At 67.2% G+C, this 12,585-nt stretch carries 12 protein-coding genes; 3 read left to right on the top strand and 9 right to left on the bottom strand.

The genetic code is table 11. From position 1 onward, the window contains the following. Positions 1–5: 5 nt before the first annotated feature. From KF708C_RS19480 to KF708C_RS19470, 3 genes are all read right to left on the bottom strand, one after another. Positions 6–809, bottom strand: a complete 804-nt coding sequence (locus KF708C_RS19480; protein ID WP_231401556.1) for a BspC domain-containing protein — start codon at positions 807–809, stop codon at positions 6–8. Between the two features lie 202 nt (positions 810–1,011). Then, the gene (locus tag KF708C_RS19475; RefSeq protein ID WP_059412965.1) at positions 1,012–1,893 is read right to left on the bottom strand and encodes an N-formylglutamate amidohydrolase; all 882 of its coding nucleotides are present in this window, start codon (positions 1,891–1,893) and stop codon (positions 1,012–1,014) included. Positions 1,894–1,905: 12 nt separating this feature from the next. Beyond that, positions 1,906–2,892 carry a tripartite tricarboxylate transporter substrate binding protein BugE gene (locus KF708C_RS19470; RefSeq protein WP_029043265.1) on the bottom strand — a complete coding sequence of 329 codons (987 nt, stop codon included), beginning with the start codon at positions 2,890–2,892 and terminating at the stop codon, positions 1,906–1,908. A gap of 233 nt (positions 2,893–3,125) precedes the next feature. On the opposite strand from KF708C_RS19470, the gene gcvA reads away from it, so the two are divergent. Further along, positions 3,126–4,028, top strand: a complete 903-nt coding sequence (gene gcvA / locus KF708C_RS19465) for a transcriptional regulator GcvA (RefSeq protein WP_059412964.1) — start codon at positions 3,126–3,128, stop codon at positions 4,026–4,028. Positions 4,029–4,047: 19 nt separating this feature from the next. On the opposite strand, the gene KF708C_RS19460 is transcribed toward gcvA, so the two are convergent. From KF708C_RS19460 to KF708C_RS19450, 3 genes are read right to left on the bottom strand one after another with little or no spacing between them, the layout of a single operon-like run. Beyond that, entirely contained in the window at positions 4,048–5,223 is a 1,176-nt protein-coding gene (locus tag KF708C_RS19460) for a vWA domain-containing protein (RefSeq protein ID WP_020201395.1), read from the bottom strand. A 29-nt stretch (positions 5,224–5,252) separates the two neighbouring features. Then, positions 5,253–5,846: a GNAT family N-acetyltransferase gene (locus tag KF708C_RS19455; protein WP_059412963.1), complete on the bottom strand. Its 594-nt coding sequence runs from the start codon at positions 5,844–5,846 to the stop codon at positions 5,253–5,255. 13 nt (positions 5,847–5,859) lie between these two features. Continuing rightward, positions 5,860–6,738: an AAA family ATPase gene (locus KF708C_RS19450; RefSeq protein WP_020201397.1), complete on the bottom strand. Its 879-nt coding sequence runs from the start codon at positions 6,736–6,738 to the stop codon at positions 5,860–5,862. A gap of 430 nt (positions 6,739–7,168) precedes the next feature. On the opposite strand from KF708C_RS19450, the gene KF708C_RS19445 reads away from it, so the two are divergent. Continuing rightward, entirely contained in the window at positions 7,169–7,516 is a 348-nt protein-coding gene (locus tag KF708C_RS19445; RefSeq protein WP_029043267.1) for a c-type cytochrome, read from the top strand. An 11-nt stretch (positions 7,517–7,527) separates the two neighbouring features. Further along, positions 7,528–7,926 (top strand): c-type cytochrome, encoded by a 399-nt coding sequence (locus tag KF708C_RS19440; RefSeq protein WP_059412962.1) that lies wholly within the window; start codon positions 7,528–7,530, stop codon positions 7,924–7,926. Positions 7,927–8,040: 114 nt separating this feature from the next. Here the strand turns inward: KF708C_RS19440 and KF708C_RS19435 are convergent, their stop codons facing one another. The 3 genes from KF708C_RS19435 to tldD all read right to left on the bottom strand — a co-directional run bounded on the left by KF708C_RS19435 (position 8,041) and on the right by tldD (position 12,568). Continuing rightward, the gene (locus KF708C_RS19435; protein WP_231586537.1) at positions 8,041–9,393 is read right to left on the bottom strand and encodes a Fic family protein; all 1,353 of its coding nucleotides are present in this window, start codon (positions 9,391–9,393) and stop codon (positions 8,041–8,043) included. A 257-nt stretch (positions 9,394–9,650) separates the two neighbouring features. Further along, positions 9,651–10,730: a 3-deoxy-7-phosphoheptulonate synthase AroG gene (aroG, locus tag KF708C_RS19430; protein ID WP_020201401.1), complete on the bottom strand. Its 1,080-nt coding sequence runs from the start codon at positions 10,728–10,730 to the stop codon at positions 9,651–9,653. 377 nt (positions 10,731–11,107) lie between these two features. Beyond that, positions 11,108–12,568, bottom strand: coding sequence for a metalloprotease TldD (tldD, locus tag KF708C_RS19425; protein WP_020201402.1), 1,461 nt, complete (start codon positions 12,566–12,568; stop codon positions 11,108–11,110). Between the last annotated feature and the right edge of the window lie 17 nt (positions 12,569–12,585).

The following is a 12,585-nucleotide window of genomic DNA, read 5'->3' as shown; positions in this document are numbered from 1 at the left end:
GTCGCTCAGCGCGCCTTCTTGCCCGACTTCGCGGTGCTCTTGCTGCCGCTCTTGGCGGTGGACTTGCCGCTGGCGCTGGACTTGCCGGCCTTGCCCGAGGACTTGGCCGCCTTGCCGCCCTTGTGCCTGCCGGCCTGGCGGGTGTTGCTGCGCACCGCGGGCGCGGCGGCCGGTTCGCTGATGACGGTGCCGCTGCCATCGAGCAGCTCGTAGGCCAGCATCATGCCGTCGGCGTAGCCGCAGCGCACCTTGACCGCTTCCCACTGGGCCTCGCCGTTGCGCTTGTGCGCGGTGGCGGCGAAGGTCACTACGGAGCTGACCGGCACGGCCTGCTTGCCTTGCGAGAAGCGTCCGTCCCAGGGTTCCACCGTGGCCTGCCCGGCGCCGAGCGCGCCGGTCGGGATCTTCAGCGCGTCGAACGTCACCGAGCGCGGCACCACCCAGCTCGCGTGCGCGGCGCAGTCGGCCACGTCGGCGCTGGCGTTTTCGGTCTGCATCAGTTGCTGGCGCATCTGCGCGCGGTACTCGGCCAGGCTCACGCGGCCCTGCGCGGGCAGGGTCACGGTCTTGGTCGGCGGCGTGGCGGCGGGAGCGGGTGGCGGGCGGGTGGCGGCCGGCGCGGGAGTGGCGGGCCTGGCAGCGGCGGTCGCGGCTGCGGTGGCGGGCGTGGCGGTGGCGGGGCTGGTTGCCACGGCATCGCGGTCGTTGAGCGGTGTATCGGCGCAGCCCACCAGGGCGATCGCACCTGCCACTGCGGCAGCCAGCGCGCACAGGCGGCTGCCGATCAGGTCAGAGATTCGTCGGATCACGGGATCGTCTTGCTTTGAGGCAAAGGGGTTGGCAAAGGTCTGCCATGATAGAGGAAACCCATGCTGCAAAGTTCCGAAATCTCTTGACCCTAGGTTCTACCCTAGGTGCGGTTGCCGCCACGATGCGCCCGGCATGCCGCTTTCCGGGCGTGCCGGCGCGGCTGCGTTGCACAGCCGCGCGGCAGGCCTTGGCCGTGGCGCTTCAGCTTGCCGAGGCGGCCTTGACGAAGACCGTGAGCTCGTCGAGCAGATGGTTGAGGTCGGCCTTGAGCTTGCCGAAGCCGGCGTTGTGCACGAGGCCCGCCTCATCCATGTACAGCTTGCGGTTGACCTCCAGCTGCAGGCTGTGGCGGCGCTGGGCCGGCTGGCCCACCACGCGCACGATCTCCACGCCCTTGTACGGGTGGTTGCGCCAGACGTCGTAGCCCAGGTCCTTGAGCACGGCTTCCACGCGGTCGGTGAAGCGCTTGTCGCAGGTGGTGCCGTCGCGGTCGCCGACCACGAAGTCGGGATGCTGCAGGCCCGGATGCTCGGTGGCGTATTGCGCCGCCTCGCTCGGCATCGAGTGGCAGTTGACGTGCCACGCGCTGCCGTGCCGGGCGATGGCCTGGTCCGACAGTTTCTGCAGCTGCGCGTAGTAGGGCAGGTAATACCGCGCGATGCGCGCCTGCACCTCGGCCACGCTCAGCTTGCGGTCGTAGATGGCTTCGCCGGTATCCAGCACGCGCCATACCAGGCCCTTGCCGAGCCGGGTCTTGGAGGTTTCCTGGCGCGGGCCGGGCCACGGCGCGTCGAGCAGCGCCTCGTCGATTTCCTCGATGCCGCGGTTGGCATCGAGGTAGCTGCGCGGGAAGCCCGCGCACAGCAGCGCGATGCCGCGTGCGGGGGCGTCGGCGTACAGCTCGTCGACGAAGGTGTCCTCGGCCTGGCGCAGCAGCGGCAGCGGCTGCCCGGCGGCGGGCCGGAAGTCGTCCGGGTAGGTGGTGGCGCTGTGCGGCGAATCGAGAAAGAGCGGGCCGCTCTCGCCTTGCGGCAGTTGCAGCAGGTAGGGAGTGAGCCCGGTCTTTCGGTCTGTTTCCGTCATGATGTGCGTCGGTTAATCCAGGGAGATCTTGGCGGCGCCGGCGATGCGCTTGTTCTTCGCCACTTCGCTCTTGATCTGGGCGGCGAACTGCGCCGGGGTGTTGCCGACCGGCACCGCGCCCAGCTTTTCCAGCTTAGCCTTGACTTCGGGCTGCGCAAGCACCTTGACGGTGGCGTCGTGCAGCTTGTTCTGCAGGTCGGCGGGCAGGTTGGCCGGCGCGATCAGGCCGAACCACGAGGCGTCGTTGACTTCGGGCAGGCCGAGCTCGGCGAAGGTCGGCACGTTGGGCAGGGCCGGCACGCGCTTGGGCGCGGCCACCGCCAGCGCGCGCAGCTTGCCGCCTTCGATGAAGGGCAGCGAGGACGGCAGGTTGTCGAACAGCACCTGCACCTGGTTGGCCAGCGCGTCGTTCAGCGCCGGGCCCACGCCCTTGTACGGCACGTGCAGCAGCTCGGTCTTGCTGCTCATCTTGAACAGCTCGCCCATCATGTGCGAGACGCTGCCGTTGCCGGCCGAGCCGTAGGCCAGCTTGTTGGGCTCGGTCTTGGCCAGCGCGATGAAGGACTTCATGTCGGTGGCCTTGACCGCCGGGTTGATGCTCATCACGTTGGGCACCGAGGCCAGGTTGGTGATGGTGGTGAAGTCCTTGGTGGCGTCATAGGCCAGGCGCGGGTACACGGCCGGGTTGATGCCGTGCGTGGACGCGGTGGCGATGCCCAGCGTGTAGCCGTCCGGCGCGGCCTTGGCCAGGAACGCGGTGCCGATGCTGCCGCCGGCGCCGCCGCGGTTGTCCACCACCACGGCCTGGCCCAGCTGCTGGCCGAGCTTGTCGGCCACGAGGCGCGCCACGATGTCGGTGGTGCCGCCGGCCGGGAACGGCACGACCAGCGTGATGGGCTTGGTCGGGTAGGTGCCCTGGGCCGCGGCCGACAGCGACAGGCCGGCGGCGACGGCGCCGGTGGCGGCGGCAAGAAGGCGGAGCATGTTACGGCGTTGCATGAGTTCGGTTCCTGGTGGGGAGTATGGGGAGACGGAAAGCCAAGAAGCGGCTAGGAAGTGGCTAGGAAGCGGCGAAGAGGTGACGAAGCAGGTGACGGATCGCCGGCAGGGCCGAAACGTCTTGAAAATAAGTCAAAGCGGCTTTCCCCGATTCTGCGCGTTCGTGCACGCGGACCGCAAACGAAATAAAATCGCGGGATCATTCCATTTGGTAGTGAAGTAAGGGGTAATCTATGCGACGCTTGTGTCCGTCGCTGACCGAATTGCAGGCTTTCGAGGCCGCCGCGCGCTACAACAGCTTCACCGTGGCCGCCCGCGAGCTCCACGTGACGCAGGGGGCCGTCAGCAAGCAGGTGCGCAGCCTGGAAGCCTTCCTCGGCGTGGAGCTGTTCGAGCGCGTGCGCCAGCGCCTGATGCTGACCGACGCCGGCCAGCGCTACCTCGACCGCATCCGCCCCAGCCTGACCGAGATCGAGGCTGCCACGGTGGAGCTGATCGCCCGCCAGGGGCGCGGCGGCACCCTCCATATCGCCAGCATGCCCACGCTCGGCGCCAAGTGGCTGATCCCGCGCCTGCCGCAGTTCTTCGAGAAGCATCCCGACGTGAGCCTGGAATTCGTGCCGCATGCGCAGGGCTACGATTTCTCGCAGCCCGACCTCGACGCCGCCATCCGCTTCGGCGACGGCGTGTGGCCGGGCAGCCTGGCCGACTACATGACCGGCCGCGAGGTGCTGCCGGTATGCCGGCCCGGCCTGCTCGCCGGCGAGCCCGACGGCATGGCGCGCCTGCCGGCAGCGCTGCTGCGCTATCCGCTGCTGCACCACACCACGGTGCCCGAGGCGTGGGCCGACTGGTTCGCCGAGCTTGGCGTGGCCACGCGCAAGGCCTGGAGCGGCGCGCGCTTCGACCAGTTCTCGCTGCTCACGCAGGCGGCCATGTCGGGCCTGGGCATCGCGCTGATCCCGCGCTGCCTGATCGAGCAGGAGCTGGCCGGCGGCGCGCTGGTGGTGGCGCACCCGGCCCGCGTGCTGAGCAAGAAGGGCTACTACCTGTGCTATCCCGAGCAGAAACAGCACCTGCCGGCGCTGCAGACGTTCCGCCAGTGGGTGATGGAGGGCGTGGACGTGGTGGCCTGAGGCGGGGCCGGGCGGGCCGCTACTTCGACAGCACCCGCATGGCCTGCTCGAGGCCGTTGAGCGTGACCGGGTACATGCGCGACTTCATGATCTGGCTGATCACCGTCACCGACTGGCGGTACTGCCACAGGCCCTCGGGCTCGGGGTTGAGCCAGACGAAGCGCGGGAACTGCTCGATCAGGCGGTTGAGCCAGACCGCGCCCGCTTCCGGGTTGTTGTATTCCACCGAGCCGCCCGGCTGCAGGATCTCGTACGGGCTCATGGTGGCGTCGCCGACGAAGATCACCTTGTAGTCCGAGCTGTACTTGTGGATCAGGTCCCAGGTGGCGATCTTCTCGGCGTGGCGGCGCCGGTTGTTCTTCCACACGTAGTCGTACACGCAGTTGTGGAAGTAGTAGTACTCGAGGTGCTTGAACTCGGTCTTGGTGGCCGAGAACAGTTCCTCCACGCGCTTGATGTGGTCGTCCATCGAGCCGCCCACGTCGAGCAGCATCAGCACCTTGACCTTGTTGTGGCGCTCCGGGCGCAGCTTGATGTCGAGCAGGCCGGCATTGGCCGCGGTCGCGTGGATGGTGTCGTCGAGGTCGAGCTCGGTCTCCGCGCCTTCGCGCGCGAAACGGCGCAGGCGGCGCAGCGCCACTTTGATGTTGCGCGTGCCGAGCTCGACCTGGTCGTCGTAGTCCTTGTAGGCGCGCGCCTCCCACACCTTGATGGCGGTGCGGTTGCCCTTGGACGGGCCGCCGATGCGGATGCCCTCGGGGTTGTAGCCGCCGTGGCCGAACGGCGAGGTGCCGCCGGTGCCGATCCACTTGTTGCCGCCCTCGTGCTTTTCCTTCTGCTCCTCGAGCAGCTGCTTGAGGCGCTCCATGAGCTTGTCGAGCCCGCCCATCGCTTCGATCTTGGCCTTTTCCTCGGCCGACAGCTCGCGCTCGAGCGTCTTCTGCAGCCAGTCCAGCGGGATGTCGGACTTCCAGTCGACCAGGTTCTCGACGCCCTTGAAATAGGCGGCGAAGGTCTGATCGAACTTGTCGAAGTGCTTCTCGTCCTTGACCAGCGCCATGCGCGACAGGTAGTAGAACTCGTCGATCGACGGCGAGATGACGCCGGCCTTGAGCGCCTCGAGCATGGTCAGGTATTCCTTGACCGAGACCGGCAGCTTGGCGTGGCGCAGTGAGAAGAAGAAGTCGATCAGCATGATGCCTCGCTTTCAGTCGGCGCGCGCTGTCAGCGCGGGCGCTCGAGCTGGAACTGCAGGTGTTGGCGCACGGTCGGCCATTCGCTGGCGATGATGGAGAACACCACGGTGTCGCGCAGCGAGCCGTCCGGCATGCGCTGGTGGTTGCGCAGCACGCCGTCCTGCTTGGCGCCGAGCCGCGCGATGGCGGCGCGGCTCTGCTGGTTCATCCAGTGCGTGCGGAATTCCACCGCGATGCAGCCGAGATGGTCGAACGCATGGCCCAGCAGCATCAGCTTGCATTCGGTGTTCAGCGGCGAGCGCTGCACGCGCCGCGCATACCAGGTCGAGCCGATCTCGACGCGCCGGTTGGCCGCGTCGATGTTCATGAAGGTGGTCATGCCGGCCAGCTCGCCGGCGGCGTCGCGCACCGCGAACGGCAGCATCGAGCCCTGTTCCAGCAGGCCCAGGCGCCGCGCGATCTCGGCTTCCATGCGATCGGGCTCGGGCACGCTGGTGTACCAGAGCTTCCACAGCTCGCCGTCGGCCACGGCGGCGCGCAGGCCGTCGGCATGCTCGGGGCGCAGCGGCTCCAGCGTGGCGTGATGGCCCACCAGCGTCACGGGTTTGGCAAAGGCAGTCATGGCGGGTCCGGGTTCAGCGGTTGGCGCGGTTCATGAACACCAGCCGCTCGAACAGGTGCACGTCCTGCTCGTTCTTCAGCAGCGCGCCGTGCAGCGGCGGGATCGCGGCCTTCTTGTCCGGGCTCTTGAGCGCCTCGGGCGGGATGTCCTCGGCCATCAGCAGCTTGAGCCAGTCGATCAGTTCCGAGGTGGAGGGCTTCTTCTTCAGGCCCGGCAGGTTGCGCATTTCGTAGAACGACTCGAGCGCGGCGGCCACCAGCTCGCGCTTGATGCCGGGATAGTGCACGTCGACGATGCGCTGCATGGTCTCGGCGTCGGGGAACTTGATGTAGTGGAAGAAGCAGCGGCGCAGGAAGGCGTCCGGCAGCTCCTTCTCGTTGTTGGAGGTGATGATGACGAGCGGGCGGTGCCTGGCCTTGACCAGCTCGCGCGTCTCGTACACGTAGAACTCCATGCGGTCGATCTCGCGCAGCAGGTCGTTGGGGAATTCGATGTCGGCCTTGTCGATCTCGTCGATCAGCAGCACCACCTGCTGGTCGGCCTCGAACGCCTGCCACAGTACGCCCTTGACGATGTAGTTGCGGATGTCGTGCACGCGGTCGTCGCCGAGCTGCGAGTCGCGCAGGCGCGAGACCGCGTCGTACTCGTACAGGCCCTGCTGCGCCTTGGTGGTCGACTTGATGTGCCATTGCAGCAGCGGCATGCCCAGCGCCGCGGCCACTTCCTCTGCCAGCATGGTCTTGCCGGTGCCGGGCTCGCCCTTGATCAGGAGCGGGCGCTGCAGCGCGCGGGCGGCGTTGACGGCCAGCTTGAGGTCATCGGTGGCAACGTACTGCTGGCTGCCTTCGAAGCGGGTCTGCTGGTTGGGGCTGGCGTTGGTGGTGTTGGACATGAGGCAACCTGATGAGGGGTTCGTGCGTGTCGGAATGGGCCAGTATAAAAGAGCTTTTCCGTTCGTGTATGGCGGCGCGCACCATGCTGGACGCTCGCGTGCAGCCTGCTGTACAATGCGCCGGTTTGACGCGCCCCCCAAAGTCCTATATCTCCACCGTCCGGTTCGTCCGCCCAGTCATGCGCGCGGCCCCTGCCGGGAGGCGGCGTGCGAAGAGATGGTTGCAGAATGAGGCAGGTCCGTGCCCGCTTCGCCTGGCCACTTCCAGGCGTGGACGTCCCGACGAAGGACGCCCGCTGTGCCCGACCCCGCTGGCAGCGCCACATCGAGCCGCAGGCAGATGCGGCTTCCCCGCCGGACCCATTCCGAAGCCATTTCCGACCGGTCGGGCAGGTCTCCCAGGGTTTTACACTTCCAATCAGCTACGACAATGAAAAAGCTCCTCACGATGGTGGTGCTGGGCGCAGCCGCAATGGCTGTGCACGCCCAGGAAGTCAAAGGCAATGTGGATGCAGCCAGAAACAAGGTCGCAATGTGTATCGGATGTCATGGTATTCCCGGATACCGTGCCTCGTTTCCCGAGGTGTACCAGGTGCCGCTGCTGGGAGGCCAGAACGCCAAGTACATCGAGAACGCGCTCAAGGAATACCAGAAGGGCGACCGCAAGCACCCGACCATGCGCGGCATCGCCGCCACGCTGAGCGACCAGGACATCGCCGACGTGGCTGCCTACTACGCGCAGCAGACCTCCGGCACCCAGAACAACAACCAGAAGTGAGGGGACCCTCCATGAATACGCTCAAGACGCTTTCGCTCGCGGCCGGCGCGCTCGTGCTGGGTGGCGCGGCTTTCTCCGCCGCGGCGGCCGACATCGCCGCCGGCAAGGCGCTGGTGGAAAAGGGCAACTGCGTGGCCTGCCACGGCGCCGGCATGAATGCCCCGATCAGCCCGGACTACCCGAAGCTGGCCGGCCAGCACGCCGACTACCTGTACCACGCGCTGGCCGCCTACCAGATCACCACCAACCCGCAGGTGGGCCGCTCGAACGCCATCATGGCCGGGCAGGTCAACGCCAATCCCGCCGTGACCGGCAAGGACGGCAAGCCGCGCCCGTTCACGCGCCAGGAACTGCGCGACATCGCCGCGTACATCGAATCGCTGCCGGGCGGGCTGGTACTGAAGAAGTAAGGACGGCACGCATGCCGTGCCGCCGACAGGCGGGGCGGCGCCCCGGCACACCCTGCCGTTCGGGAATGGCTTCCTGTTTCGCGAAGGCGCCGTCCCGGCGACGACGATATGCCGCTACTGCGGCCGCCCCGCGGCGATCCACTGCCTGGTCTGTCCCGGCGTGAGCCGGTAGCGGGCGCAGTTGTGCAGGTCCAGCGTTCGCAGTTCCTGCGCGAGCATCGGCTGGAAAACCTGCGCATCCTGTTCGGACAACCTCAGCAAGGCCACGGCTTCGGCGACCGTCTGTCCATCGCGGACAATATGGCCGATCGTCTCGTTCAAGGCTTCCCGGAAGCGCAGTCGCATCGGGTCGGGAACACCCATCGCCTCGATCTGGACGGCGTATTTCCTGATCGAGCGCCGATAGGCCCATTCGAACAGGTCCGCAGCCAGCGCCACGTCGCGATGCTCGTACACGCCCATCATGGCGCAGGCATAGTCCCGCGCTTCCACATCCAGGAACGACAAGGGCGCGCAGTTGTACAGCATCAGGGGAATATTGGCCGACAGGCGGCTGGTACGCTTGTTGCCGTCCTCGAAGGGCTGCAGATAGGCCAGATTCACCCAGAGGAAGAAGGCCGACTCCACCGGGTTCTTGATCTGCCGCGCCTTCTCCACGATGTGCCCGAACATCTCCTCCAGCAGCGCGGGAGCTTGTGCCGGGACGTAAGTGGTGTCGCTGATATTGACCACCTTTTGGCGAATGCTGCCCAGGCCATGGGCGTCCGCCAGCAGGTCTTGCATCAGGATGGCATGCAGGTTTCTGATCAGGGCCGGCGTCAGGCCGTACTCGGGCACCGCATCGACCAGGAATTCGATGGCGGCCTTGTGGTTGAGCAACATGACCGCGTCCAGATCGCTGCCGGCCATGCCGTTCTTGAACAGTTCTTCCGTGGCCAGCAGGGAATAGCGATTGCCCTCCAGGCGCGACGAGGACCAGGACAGATCGATGAGCAGGGGCCCCAGCACGTTGCGTGCATAGGTTCCGGCGGGCTGTTGTCCGCGCAGGCGTCCCTCTTCGGCCAGCGCGTGCGCGATGGCTTCGGGCAGGAGGGAACTCTGGTTCGGCACATAACCGTCCACGAAGGCGCGCTGGTAGCCGACGGCCTCGCGCGCGGCCAGCGGCCGCTTCAGCTCGGCCAGCAGCGCTTGGCCTCGCGCGGACAACGAGAAGCCAGGCACAGGCGATAACGCTCGCGGCGCCGCCGGCTGCGACGCCGCGGGCAAGCTCGGCGCCAGCCGATATCGCGTGGCGCGCGCGCGGCCTTCCCGAATCACGCCGCCGGCGCGCACCAACGTGTCGAGCTGGCGTTTCACCGTGGACCAACTGGCATGAACCCGGTTGGCAAGGTCGCGCGAACTCAGCCAGGGGGACGCTGTTTGCGCCTGCGCCTGCAGCGCTAGAAGGATCTCGTCTTGCACGACCACGGCACACTCCTCGAACCGGCTCGACGGGTTGAATCAGCTCATATTAGCTCAATACAGCTCGAATCGGCTCATCCGGGAGCTCGCATGAGCTGATGGCGGGCTGACTTGTTTCCGTCGGGCCGGGTTTCACGGGCACATCCGCACCCTGTCGGATCGGTCGTGCGCGCGAGCCAGCCGGGTTCCAGCGCGGGCGTCATGTCGAAGTCGGAAAAAAAGCCGCTGACACCAGCGGCTTTTTCGTTGCGCGCAACCGGCGCTCAGTTGCCGGTGCCCTTGACCAGCCGGCGCGCCTTGACGGCGTTGGCCAGCGTCTCCAGCACCTTGACCGAGTCGTCCCAGCCGATGCATGCGTCGGTGACCGACTGGCCGTAGGTCAGGGTGTCCACCGGCGTGCCCTGTACGTGGTCCTGGCGGCCCGCCACCAGGTGCGACTCCACCATCACGCCGACGATGCGCTCGTCGCCGCCCGCCACCTGGCGGCCGATGTCCTCGCACACCGGGATCTGGTTCTCGTGCTTCTTGCTGCTGTTGGCGTGCGAGGCGTCGATCATCAGGCGCGCGGCCAGGCCGGACTTGGAGATCGCTTCGCAGGCCTCCTGCACGCTGGCGGCGTCGTAGTTGGGCGTCTTGCCGCCGCGCAGGATGATGTGGCAGTCCTCGTTGCCCGAGGTCGACACGATGGCCGAGTGGCCGCCCTTGGTGACCGACAGGAAATGGTGTGGCTGCGAGGCGGCCTTGATGGCGTCCACGGCGATCTTGACGTTGCCGTCGGTGCCGTTCTTGAAGCCCACCGGGCACGACAGTCCGGAGGCCAGCTCGCGGTGCACCTGGCTTTCGGTGGTGCGCGCGCCGATGGCGCCCCAGCTCACCAGGTCGGCGAGGTATTGCGGGCTGATCATGTCGAGGTACTCGGTGCCGGTCGGCACGCCGATCTCGCTGATGTTCAGCAGCAGCTCGCGCGCGATGCGCAGGCCGTCGTTGATCTTGAAGCTGCCGTCCATGTGCGGGTCGTTGATCAGCCCCTTCCAGCCCACCGTGGTGCGCGGCTTCTCGAAATACACCCGCATCACCACTTCCAGCTCGCCGGCGAAGCGATCGCGCTGCACCTTGAGCAGCTTGGCGTATTCGAGCGCGGCGCGGGTGTCGTGGATCGAGCAGGGCCCGATGATGACGATCAGGCGGTCGTCCATGCCGTGCAGGATGCGGTGCATGGCCTGGCGCGCGCCGTAGATCACGTCCGAGGCCTGTTCGGAGCAGGCGAATTCGCGGATCAGGTGCGCCGGCGGCAACAGTTCCTTGAGTTCGCGAATACGCAGGTCGTCGGTGTTCTTCAGCATGATGGCTCCGGGATTTCGTGGGTCGTGGGTTTGGGTGTGTGGGCTAGGGCCTGGGAGCGGGCCGGGATAAAAAAAGCCGCCAGGGTTGCTGGCGGCTTTTTGTGTATCCTCGGGGCGCTTACGATCGTCCCTCTCCATCCGCCAGCGGTGTGAGATCGCTATAAAAGTAAAAGTAAAACTTGGCGGACATGGATCGGATCAGGCTCGGGTGTCGTATGTTCTTTGCGGCAATGCGTCAAGGGATGGCAGGAAATTGCGCGGCGTCCGGTAAATCAGCGGGCCGCGGCAGTTGACCATCGCGCAACGAAGCATCTTTATAGCGCTTTTTGCGGGGCTTGGCAAGCGCCGCGCGCGACACGCGCGGCGCGGCGCCGGGTTCAGGCGGTGCCGCCCACGGTCATGTTCTCGATGCGCAGGGTCGGCTGGCCGACGCCCACCGGCACGCTCTGGCCTTCCTTGCCGCACACGCCCACGCCCGAGTCCAGGCGCATGTCGTTGCCGATCATGGTCACGTCCTTGAGCGATTCCGGGCCGTTGCCGACCAGCGTGGCGCCCTTGACCGGGGCGGTGATCTTGCCGTCCTCGATCAGGTAGGCCTCGCTGGCCGAGAACACGAACTTGCCGTTGGTGATGTCGACCTGGCCGCCGCCGAAGTTTACCGCGTAGAGGCCGCGCTTGACGCTGGCGATGATCTCCTGCGGGTCGCGGTTGCCGTTGAGCATGTAGGTGTTGGTCATGCGCGGCATGGGCAGCGCGGCGTAGCTCTCGCGGCGCGCGTTGCCGGTCACGGGCATTTTCATCAGGCGCGCGTTGAGGGTGTCCTGCATGTAGCCTTTGAGGATGCCGTCCTCGATCAGCGTGGTGCACTGGGTCGGGTTGCCCTCGTCGTCGAGGTTGAGCGAGCCGCGGCGGTTGGCCAGCGTGCCGTCGTCGACCACGGTCACGCCCTTGGCCGCCACGCGCTCGCCCATGCGGCCGGCGAACGCGGACGAGCCCTTGCGGTTGAAGTCGCCTTCCAGGCCGTGGCCGATCGCCTCGTGCAGCAGCACGCCGGGCCAGCCCGGGCCCAGCACCACGGTCATGGCGCCGGCCGGAGCCGGGCGCGCCTCGAGGTTGACCAGCGCCGAGGCGACCGCCTCGTCGACGTACTTGCGCAGCAGCTCGTCGGTGAAATAGCCGTAGGCATAGCGCCCGCCGCCGCCCGACGAGCCGATCTCGCGGCGGCCGTTCTGCTCGGCGATCACCGTGACCGAGACGCGCACCAGCGGGCGCACGTCGGCGGCGACGACGCCGTCGCTGCGCGCCACCAGCACCACGTCGTACTCACCGGCCAGGCCCGCCATGACCTGCACCACGCGCGGGTCCTTGGCGCGCGCCATGCGCTCCACGCGCTCGAGCAGCGCCACCTTGTCGGCGGCGGCCATCGAGTCGAGCGGGTCGTTGGGCGTGTACAGGCTGCGCCCGCCCTGCGAGGCCAGCTTGCCGGCCACCTTGACGCGGCCGCTGCCGGCGCGGCCGATGGTGCGGGTGGCGGCGCCGGCCTTGAGCAGCGCGTCCAGGCTGATGTCGTCCGAGTAGGCGAAGGCGGTCTTGTCGCCGGACACGGCGCGCACGCCCACGCCCTGGTCGATGCTGAAGCTGCCCGACTTGACGATGCCTTCTTCCAGGCTCCACGCCTCGTTGCGGGTGTACTGGAAGTAGAGGTCGGCGTAGTCGACCTTGTGCGTGAAGATGTCCGCCAGCACGCGCTGGAGCTTGGCCTCGTCGAGGCCATAGGGCGCCAGCAGCAGTTGCTGGGCGGTGGCGAGGTTGCGGATTCCGAGGTCGCCGGCGTTCATGGTTTTCCTTTTGTCGT

The sequence above is a fragment of the Cupriavidus basilensis genome, from assembly GCF_000876015.1.
GTDB classification, from domain to species: Bacteria; Pseudomonadota; Gammaproteobacteria; order Burkholderiales; family Burkholderiaceae; genus Cupriavidus; species Cupriavidus basilensis_B.
Note: the sequence above shows the minus strand (reverse complement) of the source record. Positions and strands in the feature narration are given on the sequence as shown.